At 66.3% G+C, this 15623-nt stretch carries 18 protein-coding genes and 1 tRNA gene; 12 read left to right on the top strand and 7 right to left on the bottom strand.

All coding sequences use genetic code 11. The annotated features are described in order from the left end of the window. Positions 1–35: 35 nt before the first annotated feature. A complete protein-coding gene (locus tag NO360_RS12760; protein WP_256308188.1) occupies positions 36–1463 on the bottom strand; it encodes an MATE family efflux transporter in 1428 nt (475 codons plus the stop codon). Between the two features lie 404 nt (positions 1464–1867). On the opposite strand from NO360_RS12760, the gene ilvA reads away from it, so the two are divergent. The 11 genes from ilvA (at position 1868) to NO360_RS12705 (ending at position 11085) form a co-directional block, all read left to right on the top strand. Next, positions 1868–3079, top strand: a complete 1212-nt coding sequence (ilvA, locus tag NO360_RS12755) for a threonine ammonia-lyase (protein ID WP_256308187.1) — start codon at positions 1868–1870, stop codon at positions 3077–3079. Positions 3080–3233: 154 nt separating this feature from the next. Continuing rightward, complete coding sequence (locus tag NO360_RS12750) at positions 3234–3437, top strand: DUF7981 family protein (RefSeq protein ID WP_256308186.1); 204 nt, start codon at positions 3234–3236, stop codon at positions 3435–3437. A 27-nt stretch (positions 3438–3464) separates the two neighbouring features. Beyond that, positions 3465–3545 (top strand) — tRNA-Ser (locus NO360_RS12745). A gap of 308 nt (positions 3546–3853) precedes the next feature. Then, positions 3854–4027, top strand: coding sequence for a hypothetical protein (locus tag NO360_RS12740; protein ID WP_256308185.1), 174 nt, complete (start codon positions 3854–3856; stop codon positions 4025–4027). A gap of 369 nt (positions 4028–4396) precedes the next feature. Continuing rightward, entirely contained in the window at positions 4397–6049 is a 1653-nt protein-coding gene (thsB, locus tag NO360_RS12735) for a thermosome subunit beta (RefSeq protein ID WP_256308534.1), read from the top strand. A gap of 266 nt (positions 6050–6315) precedes the next feature. Continuing rightward, positions 6316–7305 (top strand): ornithine cyclodeaminase family protein, encoded by a 990-nt coding sequence (locus tag NO360_RS12730; RefSeq protein ID WP_256308184.1) that lies wholly within the window; start codon positions 6316–6318, stop codon positions 7303–7305. 151 nt (positions 7306–7456) lie between these two features. Next, the gene (locus NO360_RS12725; RefSeq protein WP_256308183.1) at positions 7457–7960 is read left to right on the top strand and encodes a DUF7549 family protein; all 504 of its coding nucleotides are present in this window, start codon (positions 7457–7459) and stop codon (positions 7958–7960) included. 87 nt (positions 7961–8047) lie between these two features. Next, a complete protein-coding gene (locus NO360_RS12720; protein ID WP_256308182.1) occupies positions 8048–9004 on the top strand; it encodes a mechanosensitive ion channel family protein in 957 nt (318 codons plus the stop codon). 65 nt (positions 9005–9069) lie between these two features. Further along, positions 9070–10041, top strand: coding sequence for a DNA-3-methyladenine glycosylase family protein (locus NO360_RS12715; protein WP_256308181.1), 972 nt, complete (start codon positions 9070–9072; stop codon positions 10039–10041). Positions 10042–10153: 112 nt separating this feature from the next. Continuing rightward, the gene (locus NO360_RS12710; RefSeq protein WP_256308180.1) at positions 10154–10615 is read left to right on the top strand and encodes a DUF555 domain-containing protein; all 462 of its coding nucleotides are present in this window, start codon (positions 10154–10156) and stop codon (positions 10613–10615) included. Between the two features lie 86 nt (positions 10616–10701). After that, complete coding sequence (locus NO360_RS12705) at positions 10702–11085, top strand: group I truncated hemoglobin (RefSeq protein ID WP_256308179.1); 384 nt, start codon at positions 10702–10704, stop codon at positions 11083–11085. 117 nt (positions 11086–11202) lie between these two features. On the opposite strand, the gene NO360_RS12700 is transcribed toward NO360_RS12705, so the two are convergent. Further along, positions 11203–11439, bottom strand: coding sequence for a UPF0058 family protein (locus NO360_RS12700; RefSeq protein ID WP_256308178.1), 237 nt, complete (start codon positions 11437–11439; stop codon positions 11203–11205). Positions 11440–11727: 288 nt separating this feature from the next. On the opposite strand from NO360_RS12700, the gene NO360_RS12695 reads away from it, so the two are divergent. Beyond that, positions 11728–12135, top strand: coding sequence for a translation initiation factor IF-2 subunit beta (locus NO360_RS12695; RefSeq protein ID WP_256308177.1), 408 nt, complete (start codon positions 11728–11730; stop codon positions 12133–12135). A 15-nt stretch (positions 12136–12150) separates the two neighbouring features. Here NO360_RS12695 and NO360_RS12690 read toward each other — a convergent pair whose 3' ends face one another. From NO360_RS12690 to NO360_RS12670, 5 genes are all read right to left on the bottom strand, one after another. Beyond that, the gene (locus NO360_RS12690) at positions 12151–12330 is read right to left on the bottom strand and encodes a DUF7836 family putative zinc-binding protein (RefSeq protein WP_103991321.1); all 180 of its coding nucleotides are present in this window, start codon (positions 12328–12330) and stop codon (positions 12151–12153) included. A 106-nt stretch (positions 12331–12436) separates the two neighbouring features. Next, positions 12437–13432, bottom strand: coding sequence for a transcription initiation factor IIB (locus NO360_RS12685; protein ID WP_256308176.1), 996 nt, complete (start codon positions 13430–13432; stop codon positions 12437–12439). Between the two features lie 221 nt (positions 13433–13653). Continuing rightward, entirely contained in the window at positions 13654–14652 is a 999-nt protein-coding gene (corA, locus tag NO360_RS12680) for a magnesium/cobalt transporter CorA (protein ID WP_256308175.1), read from the bottom strand. Positions 14653–14698: 46 nt separating this feature from the next. Continuing rightward, positions 14699–14863, bottom strand: a complete 165-nt coding sequence (locus NO360_RS12675; RefSeq protein ID WP_256308174.1) for a hypothetical protein — start codon at positions 14861–14863, stop codon at positions 14699–14701. Positions 14864–14927: 64 nt separating this feature from the next. After that, the gene (locus NO360_RS12670; protein ID WP_256308533.1) at positions 14928–15578 is read right to left on the bottom strand and encodes a DUF6517 family protein; all 651 of its coding nucleotides are present in this window, start codon (positions 15576–15578) and stop codon (positions 14928–14930) included. Positions 15579–15623 lie beyond the last annotated feature (45 nt).

Below are 15623 nucleotides of genomic sequence, written 5' to 3'. Positions count from 1 at the left end.
CCTCCTTCGCCCGTTCGGACCGCGGCGGAATCGACTCATTCCTCGTCGGCGGCGACGCTCCCCCGCTCCCGCAGAAGTCCGGCCGCCGTCCCCGCCCAGTCGGCGTCGCGGAACGCCAGCACCATTACCGCCCCCATCCAGACGTGCGCGAGGACGACGCCCGCGTAGACGCCCGTAAGCCCGAACGCGGTGAACTCGACGGCGACGTACGAGAACCCCACGAAGAACCCGAACATCCCGGTCGTCCGCGCGTAGAACGGGAGCCGCGTCTCGCCGGCCCCCTGCAGCGCGCCCGAGAGCGTGCTGAACAGCGCGAGTCCCGGGGCGGAGAGCCCGTAGACGACCGCGAAGGCGGCGGCGTACGCGAGCGCGTCGGGCGAACTGCCGAAGCCGATGACCGCTACGACGGAATCGGCGAAGGCGACCAGCAGGCCGCCGATTCCCCCGACCGAGAGCAGCGCCAGCGCCGCCGTCGCCCACCCCTCGTAGCGGGCCGTCGCCGGATCGGATCGACCGAGGGCTTGCCCGACGAGGACGCTCGCGGCGATGTTGTATCCGCGGGAGAGCGGTCCCGTCACCTGCTGGTACACGCGGCGGCCGACCTGAAAGCCGGCGTTGACGACGTCGCCCGGCGCGGCCCCGCCCGCGGACGCGGCGGCGCCGGCGGTGGGGCCGAGCGAGAGCAGTAGGGCGTTGAACGGGAACTCCGCGAGTTCCGAGATCACGCCCTCCGCCGTCCGCGGAAGGCCGACCCGAACGAGCTGGAGGGCGACCGTCGGGTCGGTCGGCCGAGTCGCGGAGAGCGGCGAGGCGGGGCGATAGATCGCCGCGAGCAGCAGGCCGGCCGAGAGGACGTTCGCGGTCGCGGTTCCGAACGCGACGCCGCGGACGCCGAGCGCGGGGAGAAAGAGGAGTCCGAACCCGAGGCCGACGGAGAGCGCGACGTTGACGACGTTGACGAAGACGTTGACGTACATCGGCGTCGCGGTGTCGCCGATGCCCTGGAGGGCGCGCGCGCCGATGATCGCGAGGAGACGGGCCGGGGCGGTGGCGAAGACGATCGCGAGGTACGCGCCGCCGAGGCGGACGGCGTCGTCGCTCGCCGGAAAGAGTCCGACGAGCGCGGGACCGGCGAAGACACCGAGCGCGACGAACGGGAGGCCGATCAGAAACCCCAGCACTAGCGACTGACTGACCGATTCGTCCCGGTTCGCGTCCGCGCCGCTCCCCGTGTCCTGACTCGACAGCGCGATCGCACCGCCGCCGAGCCCGAGCCCGATCCGGAGGGGAAACCGCGCGAACAGGTCCGCGAGCCCGATCGCGACCACGGCCGCCGGCGACAGCGCTGCCGTGACGAGGATGTCGACCGTCCGCATCAGCGTCCGCGTGGTCTGTTCGGCCATCACCGGCCACGCGAGCGCGAAGATCCGTCTCCACACGGACCGCAGTCGGTCGACGTCCATTCTTCTCCGCCGAGGGGTCGATTCCGCTTCAGGCTGCTGGTTCTCCGGCGAGTCGGGACCCAATCGACGAACTGCGGGGACTTCGGCGCGGAAACCGGCCGGCCGCTCGGCGGTCGACCCCCCGTCCCAGCGGCAGACGGACGGCCGACAACCGTCAGACAGCGGCAGGGAGGCCGTCGCTGTCACCCGATTTCACTTTCACTCTGCGTGGGGGATATTTATGTACCTCGCGGGTCCATACCCAAGTGCACGTCACACGCGTGCATTCCCCCCCTTTCCCCCTTTGACACTCGCGAGCGACGCCGACTCGATTCGCCGTCCCGGCGACGATCGGCGATCGCTCGGGTGTCGCCGAGTGTGTAAGAAGAACATTTAGGCCCAGCCACGTGGAACGGGGGACTGAAATGCTCTCTCTCGCCGACGTCGAGGCCGCCCGCGAGCGGATCGACGGCGTCGTCCGGTGGACGCCGCTGGAGTACTCCTACACGTTTTCGGAGATGACCGGGGCGGACGTTCACCTAAAACTCGAGACGTTCCAGCGGACCGGTGCGTTCAAACTCCGTGGGGCGACGAACCGGATCGCGACCCTGTCGCCGGCCGAGCGCGACGCGGGCGTCGTCACGGCGAGCGCGGGCAACCACGCCCAGGGCGTCGCGCTCGCGGCGACGCGGGCCGACGTCGACTCGAAGATCGTGATGCCCGAGCACGCACCGATCTCGAAGGTGGAGGCGACGGAGCGCTACGGCGGCGAGACGGTCCTCTACGGCGCGGACTACGACGAGGCACAGGCGAAAGCGCACGAAATCGAACGCGAGGAGGGTCGGACCTACGTTCACGCGTTCGACGACGACGAAGTGATGGCCGGTCAGGGAACGATCGGCCTCGAGATCGTCGACGACTGCCCCGACGTCGACACCGTCGTCGTCCCGGTGGGCGGAGGCGGACTCATCTCCGGAATCGCGACGGCGGTGAAGGCGCGGAAGCCGGACACGCGCGTGATCGGCGTCCAGGCCGAGGGCGCGGCGTCGCTGCCGGAGTCGCTGCGGACCGGGTCGATCGCGGAACTCGACGCCGTGAACACCATCGCCGACGGCATCGCCACACGGAAGGTCGGCGAGCGCCCCTTCGAGGTGATCCGCGAGCGCGTCGACGAGGTGGTGACCGTCTCCGACGAGGAGACCGCCGTCGCGCTGACGTACCTGTTGGAGCGCGCGAAAACGCTCGTCGAAGGGGCCGGGGCGGTCCCGCTCGCGGCGCTGCTCTTCGAGCACTTCGACTACGAGGAGGGCGAGACGATCGTCCCGGCGCTGTGCGGCGGCAACATCGACACGAACCAGTTGACGACGGTGTTGGTCCGCGGTCTCGTCGAGACCGGCCGGTACCTGAAGATCCGGACGGTCCTCCGCGACCGACCGGGCGCGCTCCAGGACCTCGTGGAGATCATCGCCGACCAGCGGGCGAACATCTACGCGATCCAGCACGATCGGACCTCCCGGGACGTCGCGATGAACGAGGCAGACGTCGAGATCGACATCGAGACGCGCGGTCACGACCACATCGACGAGGTGCTGGACGCGCTCAGAACCGCCGGCTACGCGGTCGACGTGCTGGCGTAACGGCCGTCGACGGCGGTCCGCTCTGCCGGACGTCGCCGCTCGGGGAGAACGGTCGTTCGCCACTCGCGTCTCCGGCGGTACCGACGTATGAGCAGTCCTGCTCGTCGCCCGGTCGTTCGGGAGATTTTAGACGATCCGGGGCCTCCGTCCGGGCGTGAACCGAACAAAATCGGCGCTCCTGTGGGGGCTCGTCGGTGCACTCGCTTTTCTCGTTCTCGTGCAGGGGTACCGACTGTTCGCCGGTTCGCTCGGTGTCGACGTCCTGAGCGCGCTCGGCATCGCACTCGTCCTCGGGGGCGTGGTGTCCGTGGCTTCCTACGTCGCCGAACCGCGATTGGCGACGAAGGGAAGGACTTAAACTACTCAGTAGGCTACCCTCGATTGAGCCAGGATGGCCGAGTGGTAAGGCGCACGCCTGGAAAGCGTGTTCCCTCTGGGATCCAGGGTTCAAATCCCTGTCCTGGCGCTTTCCCGAATCGACTCCCTCGCGAGACGTGTCGTCGTCGAGCGAACGCGAGTCGATCACGTGCTGCCGTCATCGAGAGGATTTGAACCACGCGAGACGAGCGAAGCGAGTCTCGCCATCGGGTTCAAATCCCTGTCCTGGCGCTTTCTCGAATCGACTCCCCCGCGAGACGTGTCGTCGAGCGGACGCGAGTCGATCACGTGCTGCCGTCACCTGCGGACCTGTCACATAGTATGAAATAGTGGATCCCGTTGTGAATGTGGCCAACACAAAGTTAATGCGTGTGGCACACCTCAACACGGATGACAATGCCTGACACGAAAAACGGCCGGGAGCGGAAGGGACGGAACAAGCGCAGCCAGCTCCAGGAAGAACTCTACGAGGAGGAGATCGAAGCGCTCGATGCCGACGAGGAACTTCCGCCCTTCGAGCCGTCCTCGGAACGGCCGTTCGTTGCCGACGAACTCCCGGACGAGACGTAGCGGCGCGCGGTCGTCGATCCGTTCTTCGACAGTGAGCACGCCACACAGTCACATCTTCACCTGCCAGATTCCTCGTTCGATCCATTGCGGACTGTCCCCCGAAAACACCCCTGTGGTCGGATGACTCGGACGTACGCCACCCGGTCGAGTCATCGTATATAAATCTCCATCCGAGTCGGACCGGAACCGATCTATAGTGATACTCGTTGTCATACTGTACTGGCTCACAGCGGCCGTTTTCTGCGGCTTTCGGTGGTTTCGGACGGGTCTCTCTGCCGTTGGGAATACACCCCGATTCCGAAGTTTTTATATAGAATCACAAACAATCAGTCGATGTCTATGAGTCAGCGAATGCAGCAAGGTCAGCCGATGATCATTATGGGCGAGGACGCCCAGCGCGTCAAGGACAAGGACGCTCAGGAGTACAACATTCAGGCCGCCCGAGCGGTCTCCGAGGCCGTACGCTCGACACTCGGTCCGAAAGGGATGGACAAGATGCTCGTCGACTCGATGGGAGACGTGACCATCACGAACGACGGCGTCACCATCCTCCAGGAGATGGACATCGACAACCCGACGGCCGAGATGATCGTTGAAGTCGCCGAGACCCAGGAGGACGAGGCCGGCGACGGGACGACGACGGCCGTCGCCATCGCGGGTGAGCTCCTGAAGAACGCGCAGGACCTCCTCGAACAGGACATCCACCCGACGGCGATCATCAAGGGCTTCCACCTCGCGAGCGAGGAGGCCCGCAACCAGGTCGACGACATCGCCGAGTCCGTCGAGCCCGGCGACACGGAACTCCTCCAGAAGGTCGCCGAGACCTCGATGACCGGCAAGAGCTCCGAACTCAACAAGGAACTCCTCGCCGAGCTCGTCGTCAAAACCGTCGAGGCCGTCACGGTCGAGGCCGACGACGGCTCCTACGTGGTCGACCTCGCGAACGTCAACGTCGAGACGCAGACCGGCCGCGCGACCAGCGAGTCGGAACTCCTCAACGGGGCCGTCATCGACAAGGACCCCGTTCAGGACGACATGCCGACGGCGTTCGACGAGGCGGACGTCCTGCTGCTCGACGAGCCGATCGAGATCGAGGAGACCGACGTCGACACCCAGGTCAACATCGAGTCCCCCGACCAGCTCCAGCAGTTCCTGGATCAGGAGGAGAAACAGCTCCGACAGAAGGTCGATCAGATCGTCGACTCCGGCGCCGACGTCGTCTTCTGCCAGAAGGGCATCGACGATATGGCCCAGCACTACCTCGCGAAGGAGGGCATCCTCGCGGTCCGCCGGACGAAGAAGTCCGACATCGCGTTCCTCCGCGACGTCGTCGGCGGCAACGTCGTTTCGGACCTCGACAGCCTCACCCAGGCCGACCTGGGCCACGGCTCGGTCCGCCGCGACGGCGACGACGAGCTGTTCTACGTCGAGGGGCTCGGCGACGAGTCGCACGGCGTCACGCTGCTGCTGCGCGGCTCGACCGACCACGTCGTCGACGAGATCGAGCGCGGCGTCGAGGACGCCCTCGACGTCGTCTCGACGACCGTCTCCGACGGTCGCGTCCTCGCCGGCGGCGGTGCGATCGAGGTCGAACTCGCCCGCCGGCTCCGCAGCTACGCCGGCTCCGTCGGCGGCCGCGAGCAGCTCGCCGTCGAGGCCTTCGCCGACGCGGTCGAACTCGTCCCCCGCGTGCTCGCCGGGAACGCCGGGCTCGACTCCATCGACACGCTCGTCAAAATCCGTGAGGCCCACGAGAACGGCGATACCCGCGCCGGCCTGAACGTCTTCAGCGGCGACGTCGAGGACACCTTCGAGTCCGGCGTCGTCGAACCCGCACACGCCAAGGAGCAGGCGCTCTCCTCGGCGACCGAGGCCGCGAACCTCGTGCTCAAGATCGACGACATCATCGCCGCCGACGAACTGAGCACCGGCGGCGACGGCGGCGACGAGGGCGGCGCGCCCGGCGGCGCCGGCGGCATGGGTGGAATGGGCGGTATGGGCGGTATGGGCGGCGCGATGTGAAGCCCGTCTGAACCGGCCACTCGCCCTCTCGACGCTCAGCATCGTCTCGTCGGCCCGACCGATCGTATTCTTCCGTTCTTTCGACGCACTTCGCCGACAGCGCCTCGTCTCGCGTTGGTACACTGGTCCGATACGGATCTCTGTCTGGCCTCTCTACACTTCGATTATACGAGGATAATTTAGACTAATATTTCTATTTTTGAGCTCAAGTGAAATTGGATACAGAAATAGGATGAATTAAGTACGAAACCGACGAACGCGAGCGTATGGAAACGCTGCTACTGAACGGGACGGACGTCCGTCAGAACGCGTCGATGTCGGAACTCGTGCCCGCGATCGAGGACGCCTTCGTCGCCTTCGAGCGCGGAGACGCGCAGATGCCCGCGAAGTCGTACGTGGACCTCCCGCAGTACAACGGTGACTTCCGGTCGATGCCCGCGTACCTGGACGCTGGCGAGTGGGACGCCGCGGGCGTGAAATGGGTGAACGTCCACCCGGACAACCCCGAGAAGTTCGACCTCCCGTCGGTGTTGGGGACGATGATCTACTCCGATCCCGAGACGGCCGTGCCGCTCTCGATTATGGACGGCCGTGAACTGACGATGCTCCGGACCGGCGCGGCGGCGGCCGTCGCGACCGATCACCTCGCGATTCCCGATGCCGACTCGCTCGGCATCGTCGGCGCCGGGGTCCAGTCGTACACGCAACTCCGCGCGATATCGCAGGTCAGAGACATCGAGACGGTCGTGATCTCCGACCTCGACGAGGAGCGCGTCGCCGAATTCGTCGCGACGTTCGAGGACGAATACGACGTCCGCGGCGGCACGGTCGCGGAGGCCGCCGCCTGCGACGTGCTCTCGACGGTCACGCCCGTCGAGTCGCCGATCGTCTCTCCGGACTCGGTCGGCGAGCACACCCATATCAACGCGATGGGCGCCGACGCCGCCGGCAAGCACGAAATCGCCGACGAGATCCTGCTGGACGCGAAACTCGTGATCGACGACTACGAGCAGACGACCCACTCCGGCGAGATCAACGTCCCCTGGAGCGAGGGCGTCCTCGACGACGACGACATCTACGGCTCCGTCGGCGAGATCGTCACCGGGAAGAAGCCGGGCCGGACCGAAGAGGACGGCGTGTCAGTCTTCGATTCGACGGGACTGGCGATCCAGGACGTCGCGGCCGCCCACGTGGTCTACGAGCACGCGGTGGAGAACGACAACGGCTACGGGTTCGACCTGCTCGGTCTCCAGTAGGCCGCTCCCGTTTCTCGCACTGCCTCGTCGTCCGCTGTTCTCATACTCTCCACCGTCCGGTGTTCTCGCACTAACTGCCGTCTGCTGTCCTCGTCCTTCCCCGCCGTCCGCGCTCCGGTAGCTTTTACAGAACCGACGACGCTGACCTGGTATGGTCTGGGTTCGCGCGGAGTACGCGGGCGCGTTGGCGGTGGTCTCGACGTGGATCGCCGCGCTCGTCCCCTGGAACGTCACCTACTCGACGGGCGTCTCCGGCGGTTCGGTGCTGTTCGTTCGGTTCCCGTTCTTCCAGGTGCGGTACGCCTTCGGCGTCCCGGCCGCCCGTCGCGTCAGTCTCTCCGACCCGCTCTCTGCGACCGCGTTCCAGGCGGGGCAGACGATTCAGGCGGCGTATCAGGTCTGGACGGTCGGCGCTGCCGTCCTCGCGGTCGCGGTCGTCTTCGCCGCGGTCTACTACCGCTACGAGGACGCCGTCGAGGCCGGCCCGATCGATCCGGTGCGGCTCCTCGGCGGACTGCTGACGCTCGTGGGCGTCGTGCTCGCGGCCGCGACGTATCTGCTCCTCACGCGCGGCTTCCCGGGCGTTCCGATACCGCTCGGCGTCGTGCTGCTCCTCGTTTTCGGCGGCGTGTTGCTGACGGTCGAACGGGAGTGATCGGCGTCGCGACCGGCGGTGGCCGCGGGAAACCTTCCTCGCCCGCTTGCCCGCCCGTTTTTTCACCCGCGCCGACCAGTCCCGAACGTGGTTCGCCGCTCAATTGGATACCTCGCGCTGGCGGTCGCCGCTGCACTGCTCGTCGCTGTCGGCGTCGTCCGCTCGGCAGGCGTCTTCGCTGACGTCGCCATCGGAAACTGGCGGCTCCGGCCGGTGCTCTCCCGGGGACTCCTCGCCGCGGCCGTCCTGGCCGCCGTCACCGGCGCGTACTTCATCGTCGAGTCGGTGATCGCCGGACGCGTCTCGGACAAGCGACGGACGCAGGACGTCCGGAACGTCCTCCGTCTCGCCTTCGGCGTCGTCGCGGCCGCGGGCGTCGCGGGCGTCCTCACGGCGCAGTGGGTCGGTCTCCTGTTCTCGCTGGGGATCGTCGGCTTCGCGATCACGTTCGCGTTACAACAGCCGCTGCTCTCGCTCGTCGGCTGGCTGTACGTCGTCTCGAAGCGGCCCTACGGCGTCGGCGACCGGGTCGAGATCGGCGACACCCGCGGCGACGTCATCGAGGTGGGTTTTCTCACCACGACCCTGTGGGAGGTCGGCGGTCGGCTCGTCACCTCCGGGCAGCCCTCCGGCCGAGTGGTGACCGTTCCGAACGCGGAAGTCCTGTCCGCACAGGTCGTCAACGACACGACGCTCTTCGAGTACGTCTGGAGCGAGGTGTCGATCCAGGTGGCCTACGAGACGGACCTCGCGTTCGCCCGCGAGGCGATGATCGAGGAGGCGACCGCCCACCTGGGCGAGGAGATGCGTCGCGGGGTGCAGACGTACCGGAGTCGCCTGGAGCGAACGGCGGTCGACCTCGACGTCCGCGAGGGGCCGACGGTGAACGTCGTCCAGCGGGAGTCCTGGATCGAACTCCGACTCCGCTTCCTCTCGCCCGCCCGCCGGGTGACGCGGCACAGAAACGCGCTGTACGAGCGAATCCTCGCGCGGTTCGAGGAGAACCCCGAGCGCGTGAAGTTCCCGGTGGGCCGGCACCGCTGATCGTACTCCCTGCCCGAAACCGCTGATCGAAACCGGCATACGCGCCGCGCTCCTCCCGACTGTCGATGACAGCCGAACCCGGCGCGGGTGGCGACGTCGACGCCGACGCGGCTTCCGAACTCGAAACGGGCGCGATTCCGCTCACGGAGGTCGCCGGCCCGTTCGATCTGCAGGCGACCCTGGAGAGCGGCCAGTCCTACCTGTGGGACCGCCCGGACGGACGGATGTACGAGTCGATGGACGTCCACGGCGGCGACGCGTGGTACCGGACGGTCGTTCCGCCGATCGACGGCGTCTCAGACGAGGACGTCGTCGTGCGGGTCCGCCAGCGCGGCGACGAACTGGAGTGGGCGGCGACGGCCGATCCGGTTCCGGTCCTGCGACACCTCCTCCGCCTCGACGACGACCTCGACGCGATTTACGAGGCAACGCCCGACGACGACCTCATCCGGCGCGCCTACGACGCCTATCGCGGGATGCGCCTCGTTCGCGACCCGCCGTTTCCCTGTCTCGTCTCGTTCATCTGTTCGGCGCAGATGCGCGTTTCGCGAATCCACGGGATGCAGATGTCGCTCGCGGAGGCGTTCGGCGACCGCCACGTGTTCGACGGCGAGACCGTCGCCGCCTTCCCGACGCCCGCGCAACTGGCCGCCCGCGAGGAGTCGGAACTGCGCGACCGGAAACTCGGGTACCGCGCCCCCTACGTCCGAAAGACGGCCGCGATGGTCGCCGCGGGCGAGGCCCACCCCCGCGAGGCGGTCGGCCGAGACTACGAGGACGCGCGCGAGTACCTGACGCGGTTCGTCGGCGTCGGCGACAAGGTCGCCGACTGCGTCCTGCTGTTCTCGCTGGGCTACCTCCAGGCCGTTCCGCTCGACACGTGGATCCGGAGCGCGATCGCCGAGCACTTCCCCGAGTGCGACCGCGGCGACTACGCGGAGACGTCGCGCGCGCTTCGCGAACGCCTCGGCGGCGAGTACGCCGGCTACGCGCAGACGTATCTCTTCTACTACCTCCGGGCGCGCGGCGACGAGTGAGGCGGGTGTCCACCCGGCGGTTTCGTCGGCCGAGCGGCCGCGACCGGAACGGATCTCTCACCGCTTCTCGACGGGCGAACCTTTGATGCCGCCGGCGCTCTTACAATACAGTATGGACTGCAGAGTCGTCGTCGAGGCCGCCATTCCGGTGTACGACGTGACGACGCCCGACGAGGCGATCCGCATCGCCATCTCGAAGACGGGCGAGATGCTGAACCCGGACCTGAGTTACGTCGAGATCTCGATGGGGTCACGGACCTCCCCCGACGGGGAGGAACTCCCGCCCGCGTTCATCGCCGCCGACGAGGCGCTCGTGGCGCTCGAACTGGAGATGACCGTGTTCAACGTCGAGCAGGAGGAACACGCCTCGCGGATCGCCCGCAAGGAGATCGGACAACGGCTCGAAAACGTCCCGCTGAAGGTTCTCTCCGTCGACCCCATCGTGACCGAAACGGAGAACGACGAGCAGAGCGAGGACGCCGACACGGCGGCCGACGACGGGACGGACGACTCGGACGCGGACGACGACGACGACCTCATCCCCGAGTTCGACGACCTCGTCGACGGCGACTGACCGTCTCGCCACTCCGGTATCATCTCCTGGTTCCTCGCGGCGTGCAGTCGTTACCCTCGTGTACTTCGAGCCGTTGTCGTCACAGTATGGCACGAGAGAACCTCTACAATCGGCTTGGGGGTCACGACGCGATCCGGGCGGTGGTCGACGATTTCTACGATCGGCTACTCGACGACGAGGAGTTGGAACCGTTCTTCGAGAACGCGGACGTCGAGCGCCTTCGGCGGACGCAGACAGACTTCCTGTGTGAGGCCGCCGGCGGCCCCGAGACCTACGACGCCGAACCGGTCCGTGAGGCACACCTGCACGTCCCATTCACGGACGCCCACATCGAGCGCGCGGTCGATCACCTCCGGGACAGCCTCGAGGCGTTCGACGTGCCAGCGGAAGACGCGAAAAAGGTCGTCGCGGCCGTCGCGGCCTACCGCGAGGAGTTGGTGGCGCGGCCGGACGACGAGCGGGCGGAGTAGTCGGAGAACGGCGCCCAGAGGTTCGGCCGGTCTTGCGACCAGCGCGGCGTCTCAGGATCGCCGGGGGCGTCGCTATGCGGTCGTAGCGTTCGGGGAGGAGGCGGCGAGTCGTCGAATTCAGTCGGCAGTGGCAGCGACGCGGTCCTGTTCGGCTTCCTCGAACGAGGCGGTGATTCCCTTGACGAGTTTAAAAACGGCGGCCTTGTGATCGGTCTTCGATTTGTGAATCGATGTCGGTCGAACGCCGAGTTCGTTGTACGCTTCGAGTGATACGTCGTCGTCTTCCCACGCTTCGACCTGGGTGTGTACCTCTGCAAGCAGGCCGTGAAGATGGATGAGCTCCTGCTTCTTCATGAGCAATGCTCAGTTGAGACTGGAAGGATATATTACTATCCTGAGTCTCGTTAACACGGGCCTCCCGAATATCCGGGCGAAACGTCCCGATTCGGCCGAATTCCTGTCTTCAATTATGAAGGATTGGTCCACGGCGTGCGCCGCCGGCGGGTCGTCCGGACGAACGTGTGACCGAGATTTCACGTGCCCGCTCGCCTGATCGAACGCGGTGGTGGGAGGGGTTGCGCGACGACGTGCAACCGCTCTCACATATGAATGCTTTACACGACGCACAACGTAGGTCCGCGTATGGACTACGAGGATCAACTCGACCGAGCACTCGAACAGTCGCCTGACATCAGCGACAGCGGCGGACGGTTCGAGGTTCCGGAACCCGACGTCCGACCGGAAGGGCACGTCACGGTCTGGGAGAATTTCGAGGCGGTCCACGATCGGTTGGCGCGCGATCCGGACCATCTGGTCCGGTTTATGCAGTCCGAACTCGGCACGAGCGCACAGATCGACGACCGCGGTCGCGCCCGGTTCACCGGTGATTTCAAACAGCGGCGCGTCGCGGACGCGCTGGAGACGTACGTCGACGACTTTGTCACGTGCAGCGAGTGCGGATCGCCGGACACCCGACTCGTCGAGGAACAGGGAACGACGGTACTGAAGTGCGACGCCTGCGGGGCGCTGTCGTCGGTTCCGGACCTGTAGGTCGCGTTCCCGACGTTACTCGAACTGTTTTACCGTACTCAGGTCGCGTTCCGTCCGCATAAATTCCGCCAGCCGGCGCGTCGCGCCGCAGGAGGAACACGTGAAGTTCTGGCGGTGATCCGGCAACGACGTCGGCTCCGCCTGCCAGTCTTTCTTACATTCGGGACACAGCAGTCGGACAAACGCTTCGACCATAGCGTACCGGACTCCCGGTACGTCAATAAAGGTTGGTACGGGAACCGTCAGGACGCGTTACACGATCCGTTGCGGGCCGTTAGCCCGACACGCGCGTCGAGGGCCGTTACGCGAGGACGCCGCCGGCGTCCTCGGCTTCGAGGAGCTCCTTGTACCGGTTGCGGATCGTGACTTCCGAGACGTTCGCGACCTCGCTGACCTGGCTCTGGGTCACCTTCTCGTTGGTGAGAAGCGCCGCGGCGTAGACCGCGGCGGCGGCGAGGCCGACGGGCGACTTCCCCGAGTGGATCGCAGCGTGCTTCGCGTTCCGGAGGAGTTGGCGCGCCTGCCGCTCGGCCTCGTCGGAGAGGTCCAGATCAGAGGCGAACCGGGGGACGTACTGCTCGGGATCCGCGGGTTCGACCTCCAGTTTGAGTTCCCGAACCACGTAGCGGTACGTCCGCGTGAGCTCCATCTTGTCGACCCGCGAGACGCGCTCGATCTCGTCGAGCGAGCGCGGCGTCCCGGCCTGTCGCGCCGCGGCGTACAGCGCCGCGGTCGCGACGCCCTCGATGGAACGCCCGGGGAGGAGGTCCTCGTTGAGCGCCCGGCGATAGATGACCGAGGCGGTCTCGCGGACGTTCTCGGGGAGGCCGAGCGCGGAGGCCATCCGGTCGATCTCGCCGAGCGCCTGCTTGAGGTTGCGCTCCTTGGAGTCGCGCGTCCGGAAGCGCTCGTTCCAGGTGCGCAGCCGCTGCATCTGCTCGCGCTGTCGCGACGACAGGGAGTTGCCGTAGGCGTCTTTGTTCTGCCAGCCGATGTTCGTCGACAGCCCCTTGTCGTGCATCAGGTTCGTCGTCGGCGCGCCGACCCGCGACTTGCGGTCCCGCTCGGCGCTGTCGAAGGCGCGCCACTCCGGTCCGCGGTCGATCGAGTCTTCGTCGACCACGAGGCCGCAGTCCGTACAGACGGTTTCGCCGTGTGACGCGTCCGTGACGAGCGTGCCGCCGCACTCGGGGCAGACGTGCTCTGCTTCCTGTTCGTCCGTCCGCTCGTCCGCCGTTCGCTCCGCTGTTCGCGTGCTCCGTTCCTCGTCGCGTTCTCGGGTTCGTGTGTCACTCATAGTTGGGTGGGAGGCGTCCGAACCGGCAGAAAGGAGAGAGACGGGCCGGCCGGGGTTGACCTTACTATCGGTAAGTACTGAAGGTATTTAAATGTTTCTCCTAATCTATCACCTTTGATATGGCTATATACGGCCGTACGAAGCATTATCGGCGATATTGACGACGGAGCGAGACGTATTTCACGGATATATATACGTTTCGTTGTCAGAAGCGACAACCGTCAGATCCAGCCCTCGCGACGGAAGTGAACCAGGAGGATCGCCGTCACGAGCCCCATCCCGACGACGACGGCCGGATACGCGTAGGGCCACGTCAGCTCCGGAAGGTTCGTCGCGTGCTCGCCGAAGTTCATTCCGTAGACGCCGACGACGAAGGTCAGCGGGATGAAGATCGTCGCCACGACCGTGAGCCGTTTCATCACCTCGTTCGTCGACTGCGAGACGACGTTGAGGTAGATGTCCCGCGTGCCGCGAGTGAGGTCGCGATACGTCTCGGTCAGGTCGACGATCTCGACGAGGTGGTCGTAGACGTCGCGGTAGAACTTCTCGGTCGAGTCGCCGATCTCGTCGATGCCGCCGCGTGCGAGCGTTCCGACGGCTTCTCGCATCGGCCAGACCACTTTCCGAAACGACAGCAGATCGCGTCTGACGTCGTTCAAACTCTCGATGAGCGTCTCGTCCGGCGTCGCGAGGATCGCCTCCTCGATCTCCTCGATCGTGTCGCCGACGGTGTCGAGCAGGTCGAAATAGTCCTCGACCGCGTGGTCGATCACGCGGTACGCCGCGAAGTCGGGCCCCTGTTTCAGCGTCCGGCCCTCCTGGTTCTCGACGGACTGCCAGACGTCGGAGACGACGGGGACGTAGTCGTCCGCTGCGGTCACCGTCACCAGCCAATCGTCGCCGATAAACAGCCCGATGGGCTGGGTGCGGATCTCCTCGTCGAACGTCGTCTCGCCGCGTTCGAGCGCGACGGTTTTGATCAGCACGAACGCGTGATCGTCGAACGCCTCGGTCTTCGGCCTGACGCCCCCCCGAACGTCCTCCAGTTCGAGCGGATGGAGCGAGAACGCCTTCGTGAGGGCCCGCTCCTCCTCGTCCGTGGGCGTGCTCACGCGGACCCAAGTCGTCCCCGGCGCGCGACGCGCCGCTTCGAGGTCGGCCTCGTCGTCGATCGCGTAGTGCTCGACGCCCCCCGCGTCGTAGACGATCGCGGATATCACACGGTCTCACGCTCCGTCTCCGCCCGTCGCGGCGGCCGTTCGTCGGTCACGCCGCTTCACCCCCCTCGTACCCGATCGCGTAGAGCGTCACCCCGACCATTATGCCGACGAGGCTCGCCGAACGCCCCGGATACGGCGCGGCGACGCCGATCGCGTAACCCGCCACGCCGAGGAGAGTGCACAGGATGCCGACTTCCCGCGTGCGTCGCATACCAGTCACTCCTCGGAGTGAGACCAAAAGCGTTGTTCGGGTGCGTCGACGGGAGCGGGCCGTCTCAGTCCGAAACCGGATGCTCGATGGCGCGCATCATCGAGAGCACGTTCTCCTCCTCGCCGCTGATCTGCTGGGGATAGACGCCGAGTGCGAGGATGAAGTCGTCGCCGTCGCGGTACTTCGTCACGTGGACGAAGACGTCGACTTCTTGCCCCTGGATCGTCGCCGTGCCGGCGAACTTGGTCACGCGCGTCTCCGTCCCCTGGACGGTGATGTTTCGGCTGCTCACCGTCTCGATGTCGCTCAGCCCGGAGTACCGCTGTTGGACGAACTCGACCAGCCGCGCGTTCGAGTAGCTCCCGATCGGGTTGAGCGTCTGGCCGGCGATTTCGACGGCGGGCGTCGAGACCACGGTGAACACGCCGAGCGGCATCTCGCCCAGCGGCCCGAGATCCATCGTCTTCTCGTAGGACGCGAGTTCGTTGGAGGCGACGACGCGACGCTCCTCCCCGGCGACCTCGAACGTCCGGTTCACTTCGAGGGTCCGCGTGTCGTTCAGTTCGTACCCCGCCTCCTGCGCCGCCGCCTCGTCGACGGCTGCGGGATCGGCGGAGAACGTGAGTGCTTCCTCACCCGTGAGAAAGCCGATACACCCGCTCGTCACTAAGAGGAGCGCGACGGAAACAGCGGCCAGCGCCCGACGGTTCGAGATCACGACTGAGCGTAGGCTGACGACCGAAGTTAAATTCCTGGGTCG

Origin of the sequence: Halobellus litoreus (genome assembly GCF_024464595.1) — an archaeon.
GTDB lineage: Archaea > Halobacteriota > Halobacteria > Halobacteriales > Haloferacaceae > Haloquadratum > Haloquadratum litoreum.
The sequence above is the reverse complement of the archived record's forward strand: the minus strand, read 5'-3'. Positions and strand labels throughout refer to the sequence as shown.